The 26,137-nt window shown below is 41.6% G+C and carries 19 protein-coding genes; 11 read left to right on the top strand and 8 right to left on the bottom strand.

Annotated elements, in window-relative coordinates; translation table 11 throughout:
* Positions 1–181: 181 nt before the first annotated feature.
* From CBW18_RS06155 to CBW18_RS06125, 8 genes are all read right to left on the bottom strand, one after another.
* The gene (locus tag CBW18_RS06155; protein ID WP_088300439.1) at positions 182–3,664 is read right to left on the bottom strand and encodes a hypothetical protein; all 3,483 of its coding nucleotides are present in this window, start codon (positions 3,662–3,664) and stop codon (positions 182–184) included.
* A gap of 152 nt (positions 3,665–3,816) precedes the next feature.
* A complete protein-coding gene (locus CBW18_RS06150) occupies positions 3,817–5,520 on the bottom strand; it encodes a hypothetical protein (RefSeq protein ID WP_088300438.1) in 1,704 nt (567 codons plus the stop codon).
* 396 nt (positions 5,521–5,916) lie between these two features.
* Entirely contained in the window at positions 5,917–6,372 is a 456-nt protein-coding gene (locus CBW18_RS06145) for a DsrE family protein (protein ID WP_088300437.1), read from the bottom strand.
* Entirely contained in the window at positions 6,369–7,451 is a 1,083-nt protein-coding gene (locus tag CBW18_RS06140) for a c-type cytochrome (protein WP_088300436.1), read from the bottom strand. The genes CBW18_RS06145 and CBW18_RS06140 overlap by 4 nt, the downstream gene beginning before the upstream one ends.
* A gap of 96 nt (positions 7,452–7,547) precedes the next feature.
* On the bottom strand, positions 7,548–7,961 hold the full coding sequence (locus tag CBW18_RS06135) for a DUF6691 family protein (RefSeq protein WP_088300435.1): 414 nt from the start codon (positions 7,959–7,961) through the stop codon (positions 7,548–7,550).
* A gap of 10 nt (positions 7,962–7,971) precedes the next feature.
* Positions 7,972–8,532 (bottom strand): YeeE/YedE family protein, encoded by a 561-nt coding sequence (locus CBW18_RS06130; protein ID WP_253248976.1) that lies wholly within the window; start codon positions 8,530–8,532, stop codon positions 7,972–7,974.
* Positions 8,533–8,622: 90 nt separating this feature from the next.
* Positions 8,623–8,805 carry a rhodanese-like domain-containing protein gene (locus CBW18_RS21825; protein ID WP_371566712.1) on the bottom strand — a complete coding sequence of 61 codons (183 nt, stop codon included), beginning with the start codon at positions 8,803–8,805 and terminating at the stop codon, positions 8,623–8,625.
* Positions 8,751–8,969: a hypothetical protein gene (locus CBW18_RS06125; RefSeq protein ID WP_088300434.1), complete on the bottom strand. Its 219-nt coding sequence runs from the start codon at positions 8,967–8,969 to the stop codon at positions 8,751–8,753. Before CBW18_RS06125 ends, CBW18_RS21825 begins: the two co-directional genes overlap by 55 nt.
* Positions 8,970–9,436: 467 nt before the next feature.
* Here CBW18_RS06125 and CBW18_RS06120 point away from each other — a divergent pair, with 467 nt between their 5' ends.
* The 11 genes from CBW18_RS06120 (at position 9,437) to CBW18_RS06065 (ending at position 26,128) form a co-directional block, all read left to right on the top strand.
* Positions 9,437–10,822, top strand: coding sequence for a DUF6055 domain-containing protein (locus CBW18_RS06120; RefSeq protein ID WP_088300433.1), 1,386 nt, complete (start codon positions 9,437–9,439; stop codon positions 10,820–10,822).
* 460 nt (positions 10,823–11,282) lie between these two features.
* On the top strand, positions 11,283–12,404 hold the full coding sequence (locus CBW18_RS06115; RefSeq protein ID WP_088300432.1) for an efflux RND transporter periplasmic adaptor subunit: 1,122 nt from the start codon (positions 11,283–11,285) through the stop codon (positions 12,402–12,404).
* Positions 12,405–12,425: 21 nt separating this feature from the next.
* Positions 12,426–15,593, top strand: a complete 3,168-nt coding sequence (locus CBW18_RS06110; protein WP_088300431.1) for an efflux RND transporter permease subunit — start codon at positions 12,426–12,428, stop codon at positions 15,591–15,593.
* Positions 15,594–15,603: 10 nt separating this feature from the next.
* Positions 15,604–17,007, top strand: a complete 1,404-nt coding sequence (locus CBW18_RS06105) for an efflux transporter outer membrane subunit (protein WP_088301300.1) — start codon at positions 15,604–15,606, stop codon at positions 17,005–17,007.
* A 41-nt stretch (positions 17,008–17,048) separates the two neighbouring features.
* Positions 17,049–18,119 (top strand): sensor histidine kinase, encoded by a 1,071-nt coding sequence (locus CBW18_RS06100; protein ID WP_088300430.1) that lies wholly within the window; start codon positions 17,049–17,051, stop codon positions 18,117–18,119.
* Positions 18,120–18,130: 11 nt separating this feature from the next.
* Entirely contained in the window at positions 18,131–18,877 is a 747-nt protein-coding gene (locus CBW18_RS06095) for a LytTR family DNA-binding domain-containing protein (protein WP_088300429.1), read from the top strand.
* Positions 18,878–18,914: 37 nt separating this feature from the next.
* Positions 18,915–19,337 (top strand): DoxX family protein, encoded by a 423-nt coding sequence (locus tag CBW18_RS06090; RefSeq protein WP_088300428.1) that lies wholly within the window; start codon positions 18,915–18,917, stop codon positions 19,335–19,337.
* Between the two features lie 264 nt (positions 19,338–19,601).
* The gene (locus tag CBW18_RS06085) at positions 19,602–20,477 is read left to right on the top strand and encodes an AraC family transcriptional regulator (protein WP_088300427.1); all 876 of its coding nucleotides are present in this window, start codon (positions 19,602–19,604) and stop codon (positions 20,475–20,477) included.
* 139 nt (positions 20,478–20,616) lie between these two features.
* Positions 20,617–21,279: a hypothetical protein gene (locus CBW18_RS06080; protein ID WP_088300426.1), complete on the top strand. Its 663-nt coding sequence runs from the start codon at positions 20,617–20,619 to the stop codon at positions 21,277–21,279.
* A 535-nt stretch (positions 21,280–21,814) separates the two neighbouring features.
* Positions 21,815–22,576 carry a DUF72 domain-containing protein gene (locus CBW18_RS06070; RefSeq protein WP_088300424.1) on the top strand — a complete coding sequence of 254 codons (762 nt, stop codon included), beginning with the start codon at positions 21,815–21,817 and terminating at the stop codon, positions 22,574–22,576.
* 384 nt (positions 22,577–22,960) lie between these two features.
* Positions 22,961–26,128, top strand: coding sequence for a TonB-dependent receptor (locus tag CBW18_RS06065; RefSeq protein WP_088300423.1), 3,168 nt, complete (start codon positions 22,961–22,963; stop codon positions 26,126–26,128).
* Positions 26,129–26,137 lie beyond the last annotated feature (9 nt).

Here is a 26,137-nt window from a genome sequence, read left to right as displayed (position 1 = left end):
AGCGGAAAACACTTTAAAACCATCAGGATCAGTCATCATAAATAAAACGATAAAAGGAATTTTCTGACTCCCGGGTTACTGCGGCTGCTATTGAACCTTTAGAAAAGTAATCACACAAAACCCGCTCTCAGAGCGGGTTTTGTGTGTGATGGACCGTACATTTCTTTAGGTACGCGCCATGCTAAACGCCTATTATGGCCTCCGCAGTTTGTAAACCTCCGGTACAGATACTGGCCACTACCATGATGCCGATGGCAATGGCTTTCGAATCAGGGTCTTCATCATTTACGGCTACGGTATAGGAAATGCGGCTGATGTAACCAGTCATGTTGGACGTTTCTCCGATAATGGCATTGGAACGTACATCTCCGCTGGTATCTTGCGACAATTCGTAGAAGTGCCAGCAGGTGCAGAATAGCGCAGGTATGATCAGCACACTATTTATAATAGCACCTGTTGATCGACCATCATTGACAGACAGGTATTTCATGTTGCTGGCAGATGCTGCGAATTTTCGCTGTGCCGGACCGCTGAATATGATTTTCGAAAGAATGGTTACACCGGTTGTAAAGTTACTGATCCAGCTGACTGCCGAATTTTGGATGGCATCCTGAGGGACCAGGAAATTGGCGATTCCATTAGTGCCTGCACTCAGTACGCCCAGTATAGCAGAAGGCGTAGAGAATGGATTATCACCGGTTTCTGAAGCGGCTTCAAAGCTGGTGATAAAGCACGACACAAAAGTAAAGAAACCTGAACCACCATGTAACATAACAAAAACCGCATTTTTTGTGTCCTGCGACATGCTTACCGGGCCGGTTGATGTATTCACAGCCGCAAAATCAACAGTGGCCAGGGATGTTGTTTCCATTGCATTTACCGGGTTTGATGCTGCGGGCGGTGTAGTCGCCGTTCCGCTAAAGGCACTCATCAAGCTGTTGAAGTCAGTTGTATTTATCAGATAGGTGGTTTCTGCATTGTCAGGAAATGGTGCTGCGCCTTCCGCTACCTTATACGCTATGGTAACAGGTACCGCAGTGATCCAGCAAAACAAATCAATAAATGAAACACTGGGTACGCCAAAGGCACTCAATATATCGCTGACCACAGGAATGTATATCGGTGTATCCAGGATATTCAATATTGTTTGCGACACCTGTTGTATGACGTCCAGCAAGGCATCGAGAATATTCTCTACACTTTCAAGCACCGTATCTGCTAACAGGGCAATGATCTGTTTTAGTATATCCACTAGCGACATGCTTTTATAATTGCTTGCCAGTTTTTCCAGCTGATCGATAGTGGCATCCAGAAGGGTGCCTTCGTTTTGGATGGCTTGTATCAGGATATCAATGTACGATTGCCCGGGAATAGGCGGAGCGGGAGGATTGGTGAGTGTCAGGTTATTGGCATTATACTGAAAATGATGCGACAATAACGTGCCGGGAGAACTCTGCCCCAATGAGGCGCTGGAACTGGCGCTGACAGATGACGTACCGGCGGTTCCCAGTCCCGACCAGTCGGTGATGTCCGCCCATCCGTTAATGGCAGCCACCAGATTTTGAATACCTGTATTGATTCCCTGTTGGTACACACTGATCTGATCTACCTCATATTGGAGGAAAGAGGTAACCAGGTTTTTAAAAACTTCCTTTGTGCGGGTGATATCAGCCCATTCAAACAAGAATTCCAGGAATTTAATCAGGTCTTCAATGGCTGTTTTAATGGCATTGAATATCCATTTTAGCGCGCCCACCACTTTCTCTACCGCATCGAGCACGGCATGGTACACCGTATCGGCAATCTTTACCACAAAATTCCATGCATCTGTAGCGTCATCTTTTATTACCTGGACAATACTTTCAACCCCGGATTCGAGCCAGCTGAACAAATCGCCGATATCTGTTTCAATAGCACCTGCAAGACTGACGGGGGAAGGCATCGCTATCATCACCATTGCTGACGGATTTCCCTGCCCTGGCGATGATAAACTGGTATAGGCCTGTGATAAATTGCCTAACGATGTAGCCGCTGCCTGCAGGTCGCTTTGCGAATTACCGGAGGGTACAAGCGGATAGGTGCTCCCATCGGGATTGGTCACCACGGCACTTTGCAAGCTGGAAACGGTATTCAGTTGTGTGGCTTGATTAAATGGCTTTTCCATGGGATTAATATTCGTAGGCGTACCATTTTGTGTCGCCACCTGTATTTGTGTGCCTGTTATATCATCTACTGTTTCGATCAGTATAATAAAGCCCTGGGCATCTGTTTCCACCGGAATCGGATTGGTATCCAGCACATAGTATAGGTTATTGATGTAGAATGTTGCCCTGGTTTTGGCACTTAACATCAGGGTGGCCTGGGGTACAGCCGTATTGGTATCGTCAACCAACTGGATACGTGTGGTATAAGAACTGAAACTTTGTGCCGGCGATTGCGGTCCCGGAGCGGGTAATGTGATCTGCTGTGTGGTCCATAAACCACTTACTGGCGATTTGATCATTTTGTATAAAAAATTACCGCCTACGCCAAAGAAAGTATTACCGCCATCTGCCACATTCAGATACGGCGAAATCAGGTCCACCTGACTGAGTACAGGAAGTGGCGTGCTCCAGGCGGAACCGGTGCCTGCCTGAGCCAATGGACAAGTGGTATAAAACACCTGATTCGCCTGGTTTAGTCCCCACACGACTACAGTGGCGCTATTGCTTGCCGCGAATACATGTGTCACGCCCGTCAGCAGGCTATTATTAAATAACAATGCACCCACGGCCTGGTCTTGCTGATTGCTGCTGTCAAAGTAATAGAGTCCGCCGCCGGCAGCACAGTATAAATCAGTTGACTGGTCTGCATTGCGGCAGGATGCGATAGCATCTGGCTGCAGGTTCTGTGGCAATGCCAGTCGGGCAGGATTTGCTGGTAATGCAGGATTCCAGATATTGTACAGAGGTTGATAGATAAACTGTGGGCTGCCGTTTATATTTCCTGCCGTATAAACACCATCAATGGTTTGCCCGGCCTGGCGGCCAAGGCAGCTTTGGTAGCCGGTTGTTTGGAGGTCAATGGTAATGCTGTGTACATTCCATGCAGTACCTCCGGCATTAGCCGTATGGATATAATATCTCGAAACCAATTGATTGGCGCTGGCCGGATCCTGGACAATATCCACCAATATATACTGGCCCTGTGTTGTTTCGCTGATGAAAATATTTACAATCTGAACAGGTGAGGGAGGAGGTGACGGGGCTGCAGCATCATAAGGATAATAGACCCACTGCGGATTGGCCAGCCAACTGGTATCCGAATTGGAATTGCCTAAACAAAGGTATAAGTGATCGTTCGTGCCATCGCTGATGGCCATAGCCATTCCAATGGTTCCATCGGTAATGTTTTGTGCCACATCAAACGTTTTACAGAACATGCCTGATTTGCCGGCAAAGTCTTTGGCTATCTGCGCTGAACTTAAGTCGAGTTTCTGCCAGCCGCTTGCTGAAGCCCCTTGTGTTTCTTCCGTTACATAAAATACGTTGTCCGTACCCGTCGAAAACAACAGCGATAAGCCGGTACTGGTTTGTAATGCTTCGAATTTTGACTGTGGAGACATGATCTCTGCCTGCACATAATTCTGCATGAATTCCGAAGTAATATGAATTGTATTTGCCATTGTTGGTGGATTTTGAGATGAATGACTAATCCGATACAGGGAACAGGCCTTTGTCTTTGATGCTTCAACAAGTTCAGTAATGGTGTAAAAAAATAAGGCCGGTGTTTCAGGTATCGGATAATCAGATTAAGATAGAAGGAATATGTTGTTGTTTACACCTGTACATAAGTGATGTGCGAAACCAGGTCCCGGTTTTCAGAGAACGATACATCATCAAATGTGAATGTATTGCCACCCGGAAATACAAAACTCTGGACTGTATTCAGCGGAATATCCGTAAAATTGGTGGCTGCGAAATCTTGGACCCAGGTGGCGATATCATTCATGAGGCTATTCACATCGCTGCCCCAGAAATTGCTCCATCCGTTGGTGCTTGGGTCAACCGAATTATCCGTTTTTACAGAATTTAAGGTAGCCGTAAGTGATCCGCTGGCATCTACACCCAAAGTATAGGTGTCTGTATAGGTAATATCCACTACATTGCCACTCAGGGTAACACCGAATGTTCCGGTAATTTCCACGTATATAACCAGATGTTGTGTAATCACAATGGTTTTTCCGGTGAATACCACAGTGGCATTCATAGACGGTGTAAGCGTCATCGATCCCATATCTCCGTTTAATCCGGCCTGATCAGAAGCATTTCCACTATAGGTAAACGTGGCAACTGTTGATCCGGTGGATGGCATGTTTACCGTAGGTGTCTGATTGCCTGAAAGGCCCCACTGGTAATTTACGGTGGTATCGAACGTTCCTGAAAGCCAGACTCTTACTAATGGAGAAAAACAACACTTTGATACGGTCGGATATAACTGGGTCTCGAAGAAATTTGCAAATGTATTCCTGTTAATAGCCACTACGCCATTATAACTGGATTCTTCTGAAGGGTCAATCCAGTTCCATGAAAATTCGTTCGCTACCGGCAATTGTACGCCGTTGGCTGCACAGAGATAACATAAGGAGCTCAGCCCTTGCTGATCTGTTGTCGGCGAAGATACCGGTTGTCCGTTGGTACCCATATATGGGTTTACTTCAAAATTCAGATCGGTGAGGGTGATGGAAGCCGGAGGCGTGGTGGATTGCTGTATAGAATAACCTAACACAGGTTGACCGTTGGTTTTCAATTGTGTCATGTAAGGGCCCAGGAATGCACTTTGCAATCCATTATATAAGGGAGTGCCCGGTACCACACCTGTAATAGTCGGAGTTGACTGCAATGCTGCATTGTCCAGATCAAACAACAACTGCTGTACACTGAAAGCATTGCCACCCAGGTTTTTTATTTGTGCCTGTACGGCAGGAGGCAGGTTTGCGTAATCACTGTTCGGTGTTAACTGCATATCCACTAAAGATGAAAATATCCATGCTTGTCCGGCGGGTTGCGATTGATTTAACCAATTCGCAATGCCACGTGGCCCGTATGTGGCTTCGGTTACCTGAAATTCACTGCATGTCAGATTGAATTGAACAGTTGCCGTGCTGCTGCCTAACACAACAATGTTGGGCAATGCAGGCCCTCCGGGTGTAAGCGGCGCATAACCTGCCGGTAATCCGATTTGTGCCTTGAAAGCATACATGAAGTAGGCCTTTGACAGGTTTTGAATGCGCGGATCAGTGACAGGTGTTCCATCCGGCACAGAAAAAGGATCTGTTCCATTAGCCTGGGTAATTAATGTCTGATAATCAATGGACTGCGGATTACCGTTCTGGTCCATGATATAACACATCATGATTTCGGGGGCTTTAATACCATTCATGTATTGCTGCATCGATGCATTGATACTTTCCTGTGTGGTGGCTACCACAAAGCTGTAGCCATATGCCGCAGCCGAAAGATTTGAAGATGAAAATCCCATTGTTTGTTTTTTAAGAGGTTAATAATGATATTAAGGTACAAAATTTCAGAAAAAAAAACATGAAAATTGAACATTTTAATAGGTGTATTAAAATGATACTTTTTTAGACATGCTGCAGCTATCGATTTTGATCTGGCCTTTCAAATCAAAAAAACATCAATCAAGCCATGCATAGAAGAATTAGGAAATTGGAAAGATTCAGTTCAGCTTGAATTTCACATCAAAGACTTTAAACCTGGAAAATTAGCATTTTAACGGATAAAATTTATGCTAAATAAACAAGAAAAATAACAATCAATGCGTATCATGAAGCAGCAGGACGCAGAAAAAAAGGTAACCATGAAGAGACGTTAAATCATGACTATGCTGATCTATGTATACGCTTAACAGGCGATTTTAGGGATGAACAATTGCCCAGCCTTCTGCCGAAAGGATGATTATTTCTCCATTACCACTGGGTACATAGTTTATAAAATCAAACAAACCCGATTTATCAATTTTGCGCTCACGAATGGTATTCTCACATTGTGCTAAGCGCACACCTTTGTTCCTGAGCAAATTAAGCTGATCAAGAAATTTTCCATCTTTGAGGTAAACCGCCACGCCATCTCCAAAAGCAATCAATTCTAATGCTAATTTTCCCTTTAATCTTGGATCTTCCAGGGCATTATTCATATTCCTAAGTGTCGCGGAGATGTGTTTTTCATCGGCACTATTGAGTACATAAAGGGCACTATACGTTTTCTTTTTTGCGATGGCGCCCACATAGTTATTAGCTTTTTCTTGTGCATACAGGCCCGAAGAAATGGCTGTAATTAAAATAAAGGAAACGAAGATTAATAATTTTTTCATGTTATCTTTTTGTTTTTAAATGGGTGTTGTTTTGCTATTTCACTAAAAGGCCCATATTTGTGTTGTTTCTCACTAAAAGCATCTGCATATGGCCCAAAAGGATAATCGATAGGTTTTGTTGAGATATCTTTATAATCATTTTTCGGGTTAAGATGAGGCCTAGGCTGCGCATTTACATATGCCGCCACATTCCAGGCCTCTTCGTCGCTTAAATTCGGATCTAGATAAGTTGAACCATAAGGCATATTGTTCTTGACAAAACCAGCAAAATTTCCAAGCCTGAACATTCCCGCACCATCATTATAACTGTCAGGCCCCCAAAGGGGTGGGTAAATATAACCTTTTCCGCCTGGAGCTGCCATTCCTTTACCTTCGCTACCATGGCAGCTCATGCATTTGGAAGTATACACAATTTTTCCTTTGATCGGATCTGCAGGAATATTTAAATAGGGAACTTTTTTTACCGAATGATCAGCAAGTGGCGTTTCTGAACTTACTTTTTCTCCAACCCATTTTAAATAGGCCAACATGGCCTGCATTTCTTTTGAATTTCTTTTTGGTGCCATCCCGTTCATGCTTCTCTCAAAGCACTCATCAATTCGTTCAAAAGCTTCTTCTTTTCTGCCGCTTCTTACGCTCCATTTTGGATAGTTTACATAAAAAACGGAAAAATTATTTGCGAAAGGTTTGGTTCCTGCATCCATATGGCAATTTTGACAATTCATACCATTTGCGAGCTTTCCTACTGTACCTTGCGGCCCTAAATAAGATGCCGTATTCACCATTAAATTTCTCCCATATCTGATCAGGTCTGCATCGGGTTTATCCTGTATTTTAATGGTGTCAGGCGCCATCCAATAGCCAGGCCCTGCAACTCGGCCAGTTTCAGGCTTTAATTGGTTTTTTGAAGATACCTGATCGTTTGTATTCGTGTAAAGCGTTTTCGGAAAATGAAAGCCTGTTAACAAAAGAACCAGGCAACACATCATGCCAACGGATATCAATCCGATCCATGACAGATATTTTCCAAGACTTGAAAAGGCCTTAAGCTTTTCTTCAGCGTTTATTTCAGGTTTCATCTGGTAAATCCTATTTCTCACCAATTGATATAACGTGACTTGGCTCGTTCTGGTCTATTATTATAGTAAGCTTTGTCATCGGGTGATGTTTAATCATTAATGTGGCAGCTTGTTTTTCATCACACCGTATAAATATGTTCCGAGGAGGGCACCCAGGATAACCACTGCCATCCCGGCATATCCGCTACCGAGGTTAACAAACATTGGCCCCGGACATGCGCCAGTTAGTGCCCAGCCTAAACCAAAAATGGTTCCTCCCATCAGGTATTTGCGGTACGCTTGATCTTTATCATGAAAGCGGATTGGATTTCCGCAGATATCCCTGATTTTGAATTTTTTAATGAGCAATACAGCGATTACACCAAGTACGATTGCAGTACCGATAATTCCATACATGTGGAAGGACTGGAAACGAAACATTTCCTGTATTCTATACCAGGAAACAGCTTCAGATTTGGTCATGATGATGCCGAAAAGTGTTCCGGCCAGAATATATTTGATAAATTTCATTGTTGTGGGTTTAGAAGATGAATGGCATGATCAGGAAAGTCATGATCAGGCCTCCTATAAAAAAACCAATTACCGCAACGAGTGAAGGTAGCTGCAGGTTGGAGAGCCCGGATATGGCGTGGCCTGATGTACATCCGCCTGCATAGCGGGAGCCAAAACCTACAAGCAGTCCTCCAATGAGTAAGATGCCGAGTGTTTTTAAATCTTTCATGGCTTCGAGAGAGAAGAGATCAGCTGGATTCAGGCCACCATCAAATTTTACCCCCAATTGTTTTAAATCGGCAATGGTTGCTGCAGAGAGCTTGATTGGCGCTGGTTCGCTCAGGTAATGCGTAGCGATAAACCCGCCTAAAATAGAACCGGCTAAGAACATCAGGTTCCAAACCTGGTCTTTCCACTTAAAATCGAAGAACTTTACTTTTTTTCCTGCTCCTGCTATACTGCAAATGGTGCGTAGGTTAGCAGAGAAGCCAAATGACTTGCCAAAAAAAAGCAATATCAGCATGATCAACACGATCATTATACCCGAAAAATACCAGGGCCAGGGTTGTTTAATAAAATCAATCATCATATTTTAAATTAAATATTATAAGGGTATTTTCGAGTTTGCCCATTAAAGGGATAAGGTCAGCACTGGTATAAACCTGAGCAGACCATTGATTTATTTTAGGGTATCTGGGCATACAAATGCAGTGGTAGGGATAGGACTATTTTCTTTAATGGCTTTAAACCCACCGGCCACATCGATCAGGTTATGGTACCCTCTTGCCCTCATGATGGAGTTGAAAATTACAGATCGGTAACCGCCGGCATAATGAACAAAGTAAGTCTGGTTCTTATCCAGATCCTCAAAGTTTTCATTGAACGCATGTTCTGCCCGGTCTGCATCAACATATCTCCTCCCTGAAAATCTTTAAGCAAGGCATTTTCAATAAGGATATCCCTTAGTGCAGGTTCAAATTGTGGGAAGAGACGGTTAATGTATACGGCTACTGTGGTATCTTTCATTTTGGTGTTTTGGATTTTAAAGATAGGTATACTAAAGTATCCCATCAAAATTTCTGTTCATCTTCACCAATACTATTCTTTGTGATCTCAGTGCTCTTCCACCGAACCTTTATTTTTACTAATTGCCGTAAAACAGTTATGATCATTGACTAACAAATAGGTCAATTATGTATAACTTGTTGTTAATATACGATCAGCATAATCGCCTTTTGTGGTGTATATTTAAAAATTAAATATTTTTTATACAACACTGTAATCAACCATAGAATCAAGTGGGCCCACGCCTTACCACTTTTATTCTGCATATGGACGTGTATGGTAAAATCTGTTATTTTAAGCATTAACCCGTCATAAAAATATTTTTCGCGAAAAGCCTGTTTATCTTCTGAGGAATCAACAACCTAAAGATGAGCATGCTGTGTGATGAAATTTAATCAATCTATAAACCTAATCAAACAAAAACCAAAATGAAAAAACAAATTTTATTATTCCTGATCATTGTGATATTATCAGGCTGTAAGGATGAATTTAAATCCATTCAGCCCTCTCCGCTAACTAAACCGCAAAAGCAGGCCACAACAGCAGCACTTGCAGCTGCAGCTCCGGATGTCTATATTCCGATGGAACTACGCTCAAATGATTTTAATAATTCGGCTAGCACATGGAGTTGGTCAAGATCCCGTTCTTCCGATCACTTTATTGTTTTCTGGGCCAAAGGCTATGGCAGTAACGATCCGAATTCAACGGCCGTGCCAGCCGCATACCGGGTAAATATTACCGACCTGCTGAGCAAAGCGGAAGGCTTTTTTCAATTAAATGTAACTGAATTAGGATTTGCTAATTTAGCTACATCCAAGCTGAATAAATATAAGATGATGATCTTTATCAATTATCAAACGGAATGGCTGGCTACTGGTTCAGGCTATGATAACGTTATTGGTGCCCTGTGGGTTAGTCCAGCTACCATGCAGCCGGTTGGCCATGTCATCGGTCATGAGATTGGACATAGTTTCCAATACCAGGTTTTTGCTGACCAGGGTGTTGGTGGGTTTCGCTATGGGTTTGGTGGCAATGGCGGTAACGGCTTCTGGGAACAAACGGCTAATTTCCAGGGGTTCCAGAGCTATCCTTCAACGGTTTTTACCGCATATGATTTCACTGTTTACAAGGATAATTATCACCGCCATGTTCACCATGAATGGTACCGTTATGCCAGTTACTTTATCCTCTACTATTGGGAATTTAAAAGAGGGCGCAATTTTGTCGGAAGATTATGGCGTGAGTCTCGCCAACCGGAAGATCCTATCCAGGCATATATGCGGCTCAATGGTATTGATGTGGCTACTTTTAATGGAGAAATTTACGATCAGGCGGTAAGATTTGTGACCTGGGATATTCCTTCACTCCGGTCTTATGGTGCCAATTACCATGGCGCCCAAACGTGGAATTATACCAGGCTGACGGACGGAAGCTATCAGGTAGCCTATAATCGTGCCCCGGGTACTACTGGTTACAATGTTATTCCTTTAACCGTTCCGGCCGCAGGTACGGTAGTATCAACCGTGTTTACCGGTATGGTTAATGCGCTCGGGTATAACCAGGTGGCAAATCCGGCAAGAGCCGGTTGGCGCCATGGATATGTTGCGATTTTAAGTACAGGAGAACGCCGGTATAGCGGCATGTGGACCAACAATGCCACCAGCAGCTTTACTGTGCCGGCTGGAACAGTAAAATTATGGTATGTTGTAACCGGAGCGCCGACTACCTATGCACCACATCCATGGGATGAAAATGAAGCCAATGATGACCAATGGCCTTATAAGGTAAAATTCACCAATAGCTCCGTGTTGTAAGACACTGCTCAATTATCCATTTTATGTAAATGAAGATGAGGCCGTCTCCAGCTTGTGGAGACGGCTTTTTTTCCATCACGTGGGTAACTTATTTAAGAAGGCTTAAAGGAATCAATTTGGTTAAGCGTTTTCTTAAAAGTAGAATGCCCTAATGTACCATAATTGAGCAGAAAGGCCGATTTTAGTTCGATTTCCTGCTGAAGGTAAAACCTTTCTTGAAAGCATTAGATCGGGTTTTTTATTTTTCTTCTTATCCTGTGCGTATGGTCACCATAAATTGGACCTAACGATAACAACGAACAATAAGATGAATTTCCATACCTGCTGGCTTAATATATGATTTCCAAAACTCATTATCCCATAAATCAGTTTCAAACCCCATTTCTTCCGCTTCGGGTAAATAATCAAATCAGCCGCCCTTACTTATAGCCACATTTGCACCATTATTTAGTGCAATCATATGGCTGGTTTAAAAAATTATGTTGTTTTTATTGGAATAGCAGTTTGTTCTTTCCTGGTAAGCTGTGGGAGCAAAAAGGATAGCGAAAAGCAAGCGGCGATAAAAAAGTTACCTGTTTTAACTCTTCAACGATCAGACGCGAATATTGATACCGATTATCCGGCGCGGATAGAAGGTAAGGTGATGGTTGATATTCGTTCGCAGGCCGATGGCTATATCGAAAAAATATTTGTTGATGAAGGTGCTTATGTTAAAGCCGGACAGCCCTTGTTCAAAATTAACGACCACGCGCTGAAAGAACAGCTCAATACGGCGAAAGCAAGTTTCAATGCGGCTAAAGCTACACTTACTAATGCAACTTTAGAACTCGAAAAAAATAAGGAGCTCAGCACAAGTAATGTGGTTTCTGATTATCAGCTTAAAGCTGCTCAGGCTAATTTTGAGCATGCAAAAGCGCAGTTAGCTCAAAATGCTTCTTTAGTTGAAGTAGCTAAAGTAAATCTGGCTTTTGCTATAATTAAAGCACCTATTTCTGGCTATATCGGAAGTATTCCCAAACGTATCGGGAACTTAGTATCAAAAGGAGATGCACTTCCGCTCACCACTTTATCTGATGTGAGTGAGGTATATGCCTACTTCTCAATGACCGAAAAAGATTACTTGCGCTTCATTTCACGGAGTGAAGCAAAATCTTTTCAGGATAAAGTTTCGGCTATGCCTAAAGTGAAGCTCATGCTGGCTGATGGAAATGCATTTGCCAATCAGGGAAGAATACAGATGATTGACGGACAGTTTGACAAGGCAACTGGTGCCATCAGTGTAAGGGCAATTTTCAGCAACAAGGAAAATATTTTACGCTCCGGCAATACCGGAAGGGTTGTGTTGCCCGAAAATTATAAGGATGTGATTTTGGTACCGGTTTTGGCAACGCTGGATGTACAAAATAAAATTTTTGTTTACCGCTTAAGCCAAGACAATAAAGCCGAGCGTGTAGCGGTAACTGTAAACGGTAAAAGTGGAGATAATTACCTGGTTTCCGGCGGGCTACATGCCGGCGATAGAATTGTGACCAAAGATTTAACCCTCATTCAGGAAGGCGAACAAATCACGCCTGAAAAATAACAATTCCTTATCTCATTCAAGATGCTGAAAAAAATAATTACAAGGCCGGTTTTGGCTACCGTAATCTCGATCATGTTGGTTTTACTGGGTTTGGTGAGTATGCAACGCATTCCGGTTACCATGTTCCCGGATATTGCACCACCAACGGTTACGGTATCAGGTTCTTATCCGGGCGGTAACAGCGAAAGTGTAATCCGTTCGGTAATTACGCCCCTGGAAGAAGCCATTAATGGTGTCGAAAATATGCAGTATATCTCTTCTTCTGCAGGTAGTGATGGTGCTTTTTCTTTGCGAATTGTATTTAAGCAGGGTGTTGATCCTGACCAGGCTTCTGTAAATGTTCAAAATCGTGTAGCGCAGGTAAACAGTCTTATTCCGGCTGAAGTAATACGGGCCGGGATTACCACCACCAAGCAACAGAACAGCAACATCATGTTCTTCAATATTTCGAGTAAATACAAGGCTAAATATGATGAGCTTTTTTTACAGAACTATGCTAAAATTAACCTCATTACCAGCCTGAAACGCATTCCGGGAATTGGTAACGTACAGCTATTTGGCTCGAAGGATTACGCGATGCGCATTTGGCTCGACCCACAAAAAATGACGGTTAACAACCTTGTACCGCAAGATATAGACAATGCTATTGCCAATAGCAGCCTGGAAGCCTCACCCGGAAAATTGGGTGAAGAGTCGGATGCACCAATGCAATATACCATCAAGTATAAAGGGAAACTGAACACTGCCCAGGCTTTTGAAAAGATTGTCGTTAAAGCCAATCCTAATGGTGCGATGCTTCGCCTGAAAGATGTGGCAAGAATTGAATTTGGAGCCTCATTTTATGGTAGTGATAATAAAGAGAATGGCTTCCCGGCAGTAACCATTGGGATTCAACAGGCAAGCGGATCTAACGCCAACGAAATAGAAACTGCCGTGAGGGCACAGCTGGAAACCTTTAGCAAGCGTTTTCCCAAAGGCGTTGAATACCATATAATCCAAAGTGTGAAAGAACGGTTAGATCAATCTATTAAACAGGTTCGCAACACTTTTATCGAAGCTTTTATGCTGGTGTTTATAGTGGTTTTCTTGTTTTTGCAGGATTTCCGATCTACCCTTATTCCGGCCATTGCTGTGCCTGTAGCCATTATTGGTACCTTCTTTTTCCTGCAATTGCTGGGTTTCACAATGAATGTGCTTACGCTTTTTGCGCTGGTACTGGCGATTGGCATTGTGGTAGATGATGCCATTGTGGTGGTTGAAGCGGTTCACGCCAAGATGCAAAAAACAGGTTTGCCTGCAAAGGAAGCAACTATTGCCACCATGGGAGAAATTACCAGCGCCATTGTTTCCATTACCTTAGTGATGTCGGCAGTATTTTTACCCATTGGTTTTATGGATGGCCCGGCCGGGATTTTTTATAAACAATTTGCCTTTACCTTAGCAATTGCCATCCTTATTTCGGCATTGAATGCCTTAACCTTAAGCCCTGCACTTTGTGCGCTTTTGCTCAAAAATACGACGCACCATAACACTGAAAAAGAGGTAAACCAGAATTTTAAGCAACGCTTTTTTACGGCCTTTAATGCTGGTTTTGATACAATGACCGGGCGTTATATCCAATCAGTTAAATGGCTGATTAAAAAGAAATGGCTGGCTTTGGCAGGATTGAGCCTGATGACTGTTCTTTCTGTCTGGATGATGAATAGCAGTCCGAAATCATTTATTCCTGAAGAAGATGACCGATTTGTGATGTACGCTTTAACATTAAAGTCGGGTACGAATATCGATTACACAACTAGAGTGATTGACCGGATTGACAGTGCTTTTGAAAAAATGCCCGAGGTAGAACTGGTGACGAGCGTATCGGGATTTGATATGATTAGTGGTAGTTCAGGCCCATCGTATGGCATTGGTTTTATCCGTTTAAAAGAAAGCAAAAACCGGGGCGAGATTAAAGATATGAACCAGGTGGTGATGGCCATGAATGAAAGGCTTAGCACCATAAAAGAAGGTGAATTGAGTATTTTTCGTTCGCCCCCTGTGGAGGGTTTTGGCAGTATAAGCGGTGCAGAACTGGTGCTTCAGGATAAGATGGGCGGCAACATTGATGACTTTTCAAAAGTGGCGCAAAAGCTGGTTGCCGAACTGAATCAATCGCCTGAAATTGGTTCGGCATTTACGATGTTCAGAAGTGATTTTCCACAATTGGAAATGGAACTGGATGAAGATAAAACCTATCAGCTTGGTACCACGCCAAAAGATGTTATGAATACGCTTGGTCTTTTTTACGGCGGTAGCCAGGCAAGTGATTTTATCCGCTTCGGAAGGTTTTACCGGGTAAATATTAAAGCTGAAGGAAAATACCGGGCTGATGAAAACTCACTCAGCCAGGTTTTTGTGAAAAGCAATAACGGCAAAATGATCCCCATCAGTACCTTGGTCACGCTGAAAAAAGTATATGGCCCTGAACTCATTAACAGGTACAATTTGTACAACAATATTTCCGTAAATATTATTCCTGCCGATGGCTTTAGCAACAGCCAGGCGATGGCGGCGGCAGAAAAAATGATGAAAAAGAAGCTGCCTGAATCTTACGTTTATGAGTGGACAGGCTTAAGCAAGGAAGAAAAAGAATCAGGCAACCAGATGATTTTTGTTTTTTCACTGTGTGTGCTTTTTACCTACTTTCTTTTGGCTGCACAATATGAAAGTTACCTGCTTCCTTTGGCAGTTATTTTTTCTATTCCTACTGGTTTGCTGGGTGTGTATTTGGCTATAGGAATGGTGGGTTTAACCAACAGCATTTATGTACAGGTAGGTTTAATTATGCTCATTGGCCTGCTTGCTAAAAATGCCATTCTGATTGTGGAATTTGCCTTGCAGGCGCGTAAGAACGGGATGGGGTTAGTTCGTTCTGCTTTATCCGGTTCAAGGCACCGGTTGCGTCCAATCCTGATGACTTCTATTGCCTTTGTGGCTGGAATTACGCCATTGATGTTTGCAAGAGGTTCTTCAGCCATTGGCAATAAATCAATCAGTATCAGTACCGCTGGCGGAATGATTTCCGGCGTTTTGCTTGGATTATTTATTATTCCGGTTTTGTTTGTGCTGTTCCAAAGTATGCAGGAATATTTTAGTCCGGTCAAAAAGCAAGATATGAAAGTACATTTTAATGATGAAAACGAATAAACTCCCGGTTATGAAACGATACAAAAGCAGCCTTCCTGTTTTATTCATGATGCTGATGCTGGGCGCTTGCAGTGTAACCAAAGATTATACGAAACCAGCTTTAGCAATGCCGGTTCAATTTGGTACAACCGAAAATGGCAGGAACGACACGACTGTGCTCGATAGAAAAGACTTTTTCAAAAACGAAAAATTAGTTAAGCTAATTGATCAGGCCATTGAAAAAAACAGCGAAATACAATTGGCAATACAAAATATAGAAAGTGCAGGAGCTATTTTTAAAAAAGTAAAACTTAATTATTTACCTGAGTTGAACGCACAAATGAATGCGAACAGAAGTACTGCATCAAAAAACAGCTTGGCCGGGATATCTGCACAACAATTTACTTCCAGTACCACCACACAAGATTTTACCACTTCTTTAGGCCTTACCTGGGAAATTGATATCTGGGGAAAAATCAAAAGGCAAAAAGAAGCGGCACAGGCTGATTATTTACAAAGCCAGGCGGTAAAAAAAGCCGTACAAACCAAGCTGGTTGCCGATGTGGCCAATGGCTATTATAATTTACTGATGTTGGATAACCAGCTTTTTGTAGCCAAAAGGAATATAGAATTGGGTGAAAATACCTTGCAAATATTACGCATTCAGTTCAAATATGGTGATGCCAATGCTTTGGGTATCCAACAGGCGACGGCGCAATTAGCACAAGTAAAGGTGTTACTATCACAGATAGGACAGGATATCGCACAGCAAGAAATTGCGCTGAGTATTTTGTGTGGAAACTATCCATCGTCAATAGACCGACAAGAAAACATAAATGATGAACTCAATACCACTCATATGGATTATGGGGTTTCGGTGCTGGCAAATCGTCCGGATGTTTCTGCTTCAGCACTCAGCTTGCGCTCAGCAAATGCAAAAGTGGGTGTGGCACAGGCTTCATTATACCCAACCATCAGTTTATCCGCACAGTCCGGACTTAATTCACTAAAAGTAAGCAACTGGTTCACTGTTCCTGCATCATTATTCAGTACTTTTGCCGGTGGGATTACCCAGCCTGTTTTCAATCGGGGTGCTTTAAAATTACAACAAAAACAGGCAAAAATAGATTATGAAAAAGCCGTTATTAATTTCCGTCAATCGGTTCTGACGGCTTATGGCGAAGTTTCTATTGCACTGATTAAAGAAGAAAAATTAAAAGAACAAGCCATACATACCAGGTTGCGGGCGCAGGAATTGGAAAAAGGAATGGTAACTGCTAAAAAGTTATTTAAAAATGGAATGGTTAATTATCTGGAAGTGATCATTGCAGAAAATAACTACCTGCAGGCAAGCCTGGCAAGCGCACAACTGCAACGGGACCAAATTGCCAATAAAATAGAACTTTACCGTGCCGTAGGTGGCGGTTGGAATTGATGTATGTATCTTTACCATCTTAATATTTCACACCAAAAAATATGAAACCCATAAAGTGGCCCGTTAAGCTCATTTCCATATTGGTAGTATTCGTATTGGTTTATTTATTTTCCTATTTAATAAATCCATTTGTCGATTTTATGAAGACGTATCGGCAGATGAGTGTATATGAAATACTGGAAGAAGTAGTTTTTGTTTTCTTACAGTCTTGGGCAATTATAGAAACCAGTGTGTTTATTGCCAAATTTTTGGATAAAAAATTGCCATGGAACAATGCACCAATGCAACGTGTGCTGGTACAATTGGTTTTGGTTATCTTTGTGGTCACGCTTATGCTCTACCTGCAACATCTGTATTACCAGGCAGAATATGATGAGCCTGAAAATACCGAGCAAGCCATCAGTATCTGGCAGTTTTTTCTGGTTGGTGTGATTGTTTCTATTTTTGTAAGCACTTTTCACACCGGATATGCTTTACTCGAATATTGGAAAAAATCGATGTCGGAAACCGCAGCACTGAAAATAAAAACCCTGGAACTCAAAGAAGTGGCCATGCAATCTGAATTGCAATCCCTCAAACTGCAACTGGATCCGCATTTTATGTTCAATAATTTCAGCACGCTATCTGCCCTGATTAATGAAGACCAAGAACTTGCCAGTCTTTTTTTGGATAATCTTTCGCAGGTGAACCGATATATGATGATCAACCTAAAAAAGAATTTGGTTACCCTGCAGGAGGAAATCAATTTTGTGAAATCGTATAGTTACCTCATCCACATCCGCCATGGTGAGAATGTTAAGATTGAAATGGATATTCCTGACGAATTTATAAACAGGTATATCCCACCTATAAGCTTGCAGCTGTTAGTTGAAAATGCCATTAAACACAATAGGGCAACAGGGGCGATGCCGCTACTCATTTGTATTAATATTGACAAGGAAACTGATTTTTTATGGGTGAGAAATAATTTACAACGCATAGCAAACCCTTTACCAACAACCGGATTTGGGCTGAACAATATCATCAACCGTTATGAAATTTTATCTGATAAAATTCCTGTAATTAAAGAAACCAGCAACAGTTTTGAAGTGGGCTTGCCTTTGTTGAACTAATATTTTAATAAATGAACATTCTGATTGTAGAAGATGAAAAACACAATGCCATACGCCTGCAACAGTTGGTTGCAGAAATATCGGATGCCTATCATATTGTTGGTACGGTAAGCTCGGTTGAGGAAACAGTGCAGTGGATAAAAAACAATGCCAAACCAGATGTTGCACTGATGGATATTCGCCTGTCTGACGGCTTGAGCTTTGATATTTTTCAGCAAACTACCGTTAGCTTTTCTGTGATATTCACCACAGCTTATGATGAATATGCGATAAGGGCTTTTAAAGTGAATAGTCTGGATTATTTGCTCAAACCCATCCAGAAAGAGGAGCTCGCCATAGCTTTAAAAAAAACTAATCCTGCCGCTTCACAGCCTGATATGGAAAAGTTGCTGGACCTGATCAACAGTAAAGCAAAAATATACCGCAAGCGTTTTCTATTGCCAGCTTTCGATGGTTTCAAAACCATAAATGCAGATGATATAGCGTTTGTGTATTTCGAATATAAATCTACACGGCTGATGTTAAAATCTGGGCAGGAAGAGATGGTATCATATTCTTTAGACGATCTGGAAGACGAATTGAACCCGGATGATTTCTTTAGGGCTAACCGTCAGTTTATCATTTCTATCAATAGCATCGAGCGTATTCTGAACAGTTTTAATGGCAAGCTGAAGGTTGTGCTTAAAGCGCATCCTGAAAAAGAAGTGTTGGTGAGCAAAGAAAAAGCAACGAAATTTAAAGAGTGGTTAAATCAATAAAATCGACCCATTATAAAAAGACTGAAAAACAAATAAGATGAATAAAATTTCAAGTACATTAAAGCCAGATCTTGGCATCCTGTTATTGCGTATCGCTACTGGTGGCTTAATGATCTTTCACGGCATAGCCAAACTGTTCCATGGATTTGATTTTATCAAACAGAGCCTTATCGAAAAGGGCTTGCCGGCTTTTGTTTGGGTTGGTGTTCCAGTGGGTGAAGTACTGGCACCGCTGATGTTGATTTTGGGTATCTTTTCACGCCTTTCCGGGCTGATGATTGCTATTGTAATGTTATTTGCAATATACCTGGCCCACGGGATGTCAGCATTTACAATTAATGAAAACGGCGGACTAGATGGAGAACTTGCACTAATCTATATGTTTGCAGGCATTGGTATATTTTTTACAGGGGGAGGGAAGTACGTTTTGTATAAAGCCGGAAATGAATGGACTAAGTAGTAAATTGTATAATGTGCAAAACCTTGTGCAAGGTATATAGCCTAAGTTATTGTTAAACGATTTATAAATAGATCTCAGTTGGCAATGCCATAACGAATTGGGAGAGGGTTTGTGCACGTTAAAGTAAGCTCGGATAAAATAATTTCAAATGACTACTTTTATCAGCTCTATTGGATCGCTGTGGATAGTTTGCTGGCAAAGAGAGAGGTCAAATGCACCGATGGCTTAACTCTGCATTTAAATAGTGTATGAAATACATTAACAATGAAGACCTTTAAATTTCTGAAAAATAAGTATGATGTTGAGCTCCTGATTGATATCGGTGCTTATAAAGATATTCCGAATTATTTTTTCGAAAGTAAGCTTCATGACGCTGATTTTTATGAAATCATATTTTTTGCTAAAGGGAACGGCTATTTAGCACTTGATCAGCAGCGCATTGAAATTACTGATCATACCATTGTTTTTATCTCTCCATTTCAAAAAAGAAGGTGGTTTTTAGACAAAACTAAGGTGGATTGTTATTTCCTGTTTTTTCAGGATAGCTTTTTGTCTGATTTCTTCTCGGATAAATTATTTGCTTTCAGGCTGCAGTTTTTCTATAACAAAACAAAACCACTCTACCTGAAGGTTAATGAGGGCTTCTTTTCACAGCTGGCGAATATTATTCAGGAGCTGCTCATGGAGATCAAAACATTTAAGTCAGATAGCGAACATATGATCAGGGCGTTGTTATACCTGGTATTAATTAAACTCAATCGCGCCTATGCACAGCATTACCTGTTGTCTTCAGAAACAGAAAATAATAGCCTGGCATTCAGGTTTAAGGAGGTTTTACAAAATGACGTATGTAAAACCAGAAATATCGATTATTATGCACAGCAGTTAGGCATTAGCAGGGTAACACTCAATAAATGCATCAAAAGGCAATTCGGGCTTACCGTTTCTGAAATGGTCAATGAATTTATCCTGTTTGAAATTAAGTCGCTTTTATCTTATACGCAGCTGAATATCAACGAAATTTCGTATCAGTTGCAATTCTCACAGGCCAATCATTTAACACGTTTCTTCAAGTCGCAAACCGGGATCTCCCCGAAAGCATTCAGAAATGCTTATCAAAAGGGTAGTTCTGTTATCTGATTGGTCTTGATTATTTTTTTATGCATGGTATTTTTGTGCAGGTGCCTGTTCACCACTAACTTTTATACAAAAAACAGGCAGACGTTCTTCACATAAAAGAAAAACCGATAAACGATCACACCATTAAAACAGCATTTAAATGAAAAAGCGAATCAGATTTATCTTCGTATTTACCCTGATTTTACTTCCCTGCTTACTCTTCGGACAGCAACAGCAAACCATCGAACTTGCTAAACTGTACAAAAAAGGAAAGCTTAAAGCCGTAAACAGAACGATCAAAATTATTTCAAGTGATAGTGGAGCTTACCTGAAAATATCGGAAAGTAAAAAGGAAGGTATTGTTTGGCTACCGGTGAAGGACTTTAAAAACGGAACCATTGAGATTGAAATGCGGGGAAAAGACGTTTTTCAGCGCAGTTTTATCGGGATTGCCTTTCATGGTGCCGATGATCTTCATTATGATGCGGTGTATTGCCGTCCTTTTAATTTTTTTGCTAAAGATGCTGTCCGGCGAGTTCATGCGGTGCAATACATTTCACAACCCGATTTTACCTGGGAAAAACTGCGAAAGGAGCGGAATGGGGTTTTTGAGAAAGAAATCATTGATCCACCAAATCCTGATGATTGGTTTAGTATGAAATTAGTAATGGAGGGCACTACTGTTAAAGCGTACATCAACCACGCCAGCCAGCCTTCACTGGTGGTCGAAAAACTCAACCATCGAACAGCTGGAAAAATAGGACTTTTTACAGCAGATAGCAGCGGAGGCGACTTTAAAACCATGAAGATAAATAATCGGTAGTGTCTTGAATTTTTTGTAAAAAAAGATGTGGGTCATTCCTGTTGTAATTAAAGAAATTCAGAACTTTATTACAAGATAATTTAGTTGATCCAGATTTTTCAATGAATTTAGTTAGGTTAGGGAATTAAATTAACAGTATTAAATCTATAATTCATTAAATCAAAACCTTGCATTAACCAAAAATAATGTCAACATCCAGACCATTAAAAATAACAGTTTTCTTTGTATTGAGCCTGCTTGCCTTATTTGGTTTAGTCATTTCATCTGTTATTATGATCAACCAGCTTGGGATGGATCAGCGGTTACAGGGGTGGGTAAATTTGCTGTGGTTACCTCTTCCCGTATTGATTTTAATTGTAGACAGGATCTGTGTAAGGAAATTTGGCGCCAAAAGCGTAAATAAAACTCAATGGTATATTTTCGTTATACTTATTTTACTCGTTATTCTAAATTATGTGAGGCTACTAATTGAATAAGAATAAAATCACAAAATCCGCAATAACTATTTGCATCTATCTATTGTTATTTAGATGATATGGATACTGCATTTAATAACTATTACGCCGGAACAAGTGGTCTTTTGCTGCCTGTTCCCAATAAACTTCATTATCCGGAAGCATTTAAAGATAAATCCAGGCTTTGCTACTATGCTTCTTTAATGAATACCATTGAAATTAATAGTTCATTCTATAAAATTCCACAAGCCTCAACAGTTAAAAAATGGGCCTTAGATGTAAACGAGGATTTTCGTTTTACCTTTAAGCTTTTTAAAGAAATTACGCATAATAAAGATCTGGCCTTTGATCCTGATGTAGTTTCCCGTTTTTTTGAAGTCATCTCGCATATAGAAGAAAAGAAAGCTTGTATTTTAGTTCAGTTTCCGCCAAGTATTAAACTCAATCATTTTAAACAGTTGAAGTATTTGATGTCTGTCCTTCGGGAAAATGATCCGGGTATGGCGTGGAAAATTGCCCTGGAATTCAGACATCCATCACTTTACATCGATGAAATATATGAGCTTCTGGATGAGTATAAGCTGGGCATGGTGATCCATGATAAGTCGCCGGCAAATTCGCCTGTCAGAGATTCAGATACTGATTTTGTTTACCTTCGTTTTCATGGTCCCGGAGGCAATTATAGGGGAAGTTACCCGGATGATATACTTGATGAATATGCAGACTATATTTCAGAATGGCTGGCGGAAGGTAAAGTGGTATTTGTTTACTTCAATAACACCATGGGTGAGGCCTATGCTAATCTGACTACCCTTCGGGAATTGGTCAGGAATAGGTGCTAAGCAGTAACTCTTGAAGACCATAAAATAAATAATTTCCATCACCACGTAATGGATTTTTGACCAGCCCGTCATTTGTAAGGCTGGCCACACATCGAAGTGTAAAATACACTAATCATTATCTCAAATTTCCTGCTAATCGCTTCCCATGTCTTATGGAGTGGCATAATTCCACATTTTTTATAGCATTGGATTCAATTTTTATATCGCCATGATTGGCAAAGCACTAACATTGTTCTGTTAAATTTTCTCCAGGATTAACGAATTGCTAACCGATATAAATCCATCATTGTCCATGAAAAAAAGCCAAATACATCCGCTTTTAAACTGTCCTTTAAGGTACAGAACCAATCGAACTTCTTTTCAACAAAACCAAATGTAACTATTATGAAAAAAAGAAATTTACGCAGTTTATTTCACGTACACCAGGTTAGTAACCTTAAAGGAATGCTCGCTTTGCCATTGCTGATGGCAGCCGCTATTGCTCCGGGTTATGCTGCCGATGTCCACCGTATGGCTTACGAAATCAACGCTTTTCAACGTGATGTGCAGATCACCGGAACCGTGCGGGCAGCTTCTGGCGAAACCTTGCCAGGTGTTTCCGTAAGTGTAAAGGGGGGCAGCAGGGTAGTGGCCACCGATGCCAATGGAAAGTATAGCATCTCTGTCCCGGAGAATGCCACTTTAGTCTTCAATTATATTGGCTTCCAATCCAAAGAAATTGTTGTAGGCAGCAATCCCGTAATGGATGTGACCTTAACTTCAGCTGATACCTCATTGGATGATGTGGTCGTAATCGGCTATCAAACCATTCGCCGGAGAGATTTAACCGGAGCTACCGGCTCGGTAAATACCACTAACACCGAAAAACTGGTCTCACGTTCTTTACCAGAAGCATTGCAAGGGCAAACCCCAGGCGTAGCCGTTAGAAATGGTGGTGCTCCAGGTCAGGAAGCGGTGGTAAATATCCGTGGTCTGGCTACTTTTGGTAACGCCAGTCCTTTGTATGTGATCGATGGGATGATTGCCGATCCGAATACCACGGTGAGTCCGAATGATATTGAAGACGTACAAATCCTGAAAGATGCTTCAGCTGCTGCCATTTATGGATCAAGAGCCGGGAATGGGGTGATCCTCATCACCACGAAAAAGGGTAAGGATGGCCCCGCAAAAATAGCGGTAACCTCCAGGTACAGTATTTCTCAGGTACCAAAAACTTACGACATGATGAATGCTGCGGAATATGCAGCCACCAATACCCGTGCTTATCAGGCTTCAGGAATGGCCATTCAGCCGGGTGTTGCCAACTATAATGGCAGTACCAATACGAATTGGGTAGATGAAACGCTTCGTACCGGATCGGTTCAGGATTATAATGCCAGTATTTCCGGTGGAGGCAATGGTTCAAAATACCTGATCTCCGGGGGTTATTTCAAAGATAAAGGCGTACTGATTGCCAGGGAATTTGAACGGGCTTCGTTCCGGGTAAATACTGAAACCACCAAAGGCAGGTTCAAATTCGGAGAAAACCTGGCTTTTTCTTCTTCCACTTCAAAATCGCCTTTTCAGGGTGGTGCTTTTGCCGGAAATCCATGGTATGATATGTTTACCAGCGTGCCTTTAATCCCGGTTCAGGATAATGCTTTAATCAGTACCAATAACCCTGGAGGATGGGGCTACGGATCAAATGCCAGTATCAATACTTTTTCCCGTAACCAAACGGCTATTGCCAATATTACTTCGGTCAAATCAAATTTCGCCAAGCTTCTGGGTAACGCTTTCGTCGATTTTAAAATCATTGAAGGCTTAACTTATCGCTTTAATGCCGGTATCGAAACCAGCTTTGATAAGAGCAAATCGCTCCGGAAAGATGGTTCGTGGTACCAGAACCAATCGCCTGATTTTAGTCAGTTAAGTGATAACCGTTCCCAGTTCCTCAGCTATTTACTGGAGCATACCTTAAACTATAACTATGTAATCGGTAAACACAGCATCAACGGGGTGGTGGGTTACACCGAGCAGACTACGCAAACGGATAATACTTTTGGCAGCGGGATTAAGCTGGCACAATTTGGAGGTGATTATTTCAATACCTTAACTTCTACAGCCGGTGAGGGGCGTACTTCTTCCGGCACGATCTATAAAAGCCTGTTAGATTCTTATCTGGGAAGGGTAAATTATACGTATAACGATAAATACCTGGTTACCTTTACCTTCCGGGCAGATAAAGATTCCCGTTTCTCTCCTCAGTTCCGAACAGGTTATTTCCCGTCAGGTGCTTTAGGATGGAGAATTTCGAAAGAAGATTTCTTTAAAGTGGATTGGGTATCTGATTTAAAACTAAGAGGTTCATATGGTTCTCTTGGTGTGAATACTTTAAGTCCCTACCAATACATCGGTTTCTTAAACCAGGCACCAGATGTAGTTTTGGGCAGCGGACAAACCACCAATGCAGGTGCTATTCAGGCTAAACTGGCTTCGGGTGATTTAAGATGGGAAAAGAAAAAGACAACCAATTTAGGTTTTGATGCCTCCTTGTTTAAGGATCAGTTCACCGTAAACTTTGATGTGTTCCGGTCAGTTTCTGAAGATGTTTTACTTGCTCAGCCTTTGCCGGGTTATCTGGGGAATTTACAGGGCGATCCAATTGTGAATATCGGCTCCATCCAAAACAAGGGGATTGAGTTAAATTTAGGCTACCGCCCAAAACTGGATGGCGATTTTAAATGGGACATCGCAGGGAATATAAGTGTAATAAGAAATAAAGTATTATCACTGGGTAACCTAGGGATTGATACAGAAACCGGTCAGCCGAAAGATTATATCCAGTCGGGCAATACCCGTACGCAGGTGGGCCGTTCCATCGGTGAGTATTATGTGTTAAAAACAGATGGTATTTTCCAGAACCAGGCAGAAATTGATGCACATAAAGCCCAGAGTGCTTATGCCAAACCGGGTGATATCCGTTATGTCAATACTGTTGATGGTGGTACCAATGATGATATCAACGATAAAGACCGTGTTTTTGCAGGTTCTGCTTTCCCTAAATTCACCACAGGTTTACAGTTCAACTCCAGATATAAAGATTTTAGTCTTTCTATTCAACTTTATGGTGCCTTCGGACAAAAACTCTATAACGATGTACTCCGGGAACTGGATAGTTACGGAAACTCCAACTACAGAAGGGCAATTAACCCGTGGACCCCAACCAATACTGCTACCACATTTCCAAGATTGGGTTACCAGTTTGCGGCGAACGACAGGGGCATTAATGAAAATGCAAGGGGCAACACCGATCGCTGGATTGAAGATGGTTCTTTCCTAAGATTGCGTAATGTAGAACTGGGTTATAACCTGCCGGTTAAATTCATTTCTAAGGCCAATATCAGCAGTGCCAGGTTATATGTAAGCGGTCAAAACTTGTTTACCATCACCAAATACAGCGGATTGGATCCGGATGTGGTAGGCGCAAATGCAAACCTGGAGCCGGGCGTAGACAATGGAAATTATCCATCATCCAGAATTATCTCATTTGGTTTAAGCGTAGGATTCTAATTTATAAAC

Source organism: Pedobacter sp. AJM, assembly GCF_002197755.1.
Classification (GTDB): Bacteria; Bacteroidota; Bacteroidia; order Sphingobacteriales; family Sphingobacteriaceae; genus Pedobacter.
This window is presented reverse-complemented; position numbering and strand designations above follow the sequence as displayed.

Coding starts and splice junctions, on each gene's coding strand:
- CBW18_RS06155 (WP_088300439.1), bottom strand. CDS start 3,664: ATGGCAAATACAATTCATATTACTTCGGAATTCATGCAGAATTATGTG.
- CBW18_RS06150 (WP_088300438.1), bottom strand. CDS start 5,520: ATGGGATTTTCATCTTCAAATCTTTCGGCTGCGGCATATGGCTACAGC.
- CBW18_RS06145 (WP_088300437.1), bottom strand. CDS start 6,372: ATGAAAAAATTATTAATCTTCGTTTCCTTTATTTTAATTACAGCCATT.
- CBW18_RS06140 (WP_088300436.1), bottom strand. CDS start 7,451: ATGAAACCTGAAATAAACGCTGAAGAAAAGCTTAAGGCCTTTTCAAGT.
- CBW18_RS06135 (WP_088300435.1), bottom strand. CDS start 7,961: ATGAAATTTATCAAATATATTCTGGCCGGAACACTTTTCGGCATCATC.
- CBW18_RS06130 (WP_253248976.1), bottom strand. CDS start 8,532: ATGATGATTGATTTTATTAAACAACCCTGGCCCTGGTATTTTTCGGGT.
- CBW18_RS06125 (WP_088300434.1), bottom strand. CDS start 8,969: ATGAAAGATACCACAGTAGCCGTATACATTAACCGTCTCTTCCCACAA.
- CBW18_RS06120 (WP_088300433.1), top strand. CDS start 9,437: ATGAAAAAACAAATTTTATTATTCCTGATCATTGTGATATTATCAGGC.
- CBW18_RS06115 (WP_088300432.1), top strand. CDS start 11,283: ATGGCTGGTTTAAAAAATTATGTTGTTTTTATTGGAATAGCAGTTTGT.
- CBW18_RS06110 (WP_088300431.1), top strand. CDS start 12,426: ATGCTGAAAAAAATAATTACAAGGCCGGTTTTGGCTACCGTAATCTCG.
- CBW18_RS06105 (WP_088301300.1), top strand. CDS start 15,604: ATGAAACGATACAAAAGCAGCCTTCCTGTTTTATTCATGATGCTGATG.
- CBW18_RS06100 (WP_088300430.1), top strand. CDS start 17,049: ATGAAACCCATAAAGTGGCCCGTTAAGCTCATTTCCATATTGGTAGTA.
- CBW18_RS06095 (WP_088300429.1), top strand. CDS start 18,131: ATGAACATTCTGATTGTAGAAGATGAAAAACACAATGCCATACGCCTG.
- CBW18_RS06090 (WP_088300428.1), top strand. CDS start 18,915: ATGAATAAAATTTCAAGTACATTAAAGCCAGATCTTGGCATCCTGTTA.
- CBW18_RS06085 (WP_088300427.1), top strand. CDS start 19,602: ATGAAGACCTTTAAATTTCTGAAAAATAAGTATGATGTTGAGCTCCTG.
- CBW18_RS06080 (WP_088300426.1), top strand. CDS start 20,617: ATGAAAAAGCGAATCAGATTTATCTTCGTATTTACCCTGATTTTACTT.
- CBW18_RS06070 (WP_088300424.1), top strand. CDS start 21,815: ATGGATACTGCATTTAATAACTATTACGCCGGAACAAGTGGTCTTTTG.
- CBW18_RS06065 (WP_088300423.1), top strand. CDS start 22,961: ATGAAAAAAAGAAATTTACGCAGTTTATTTCACGTACACCAGGTTAGT.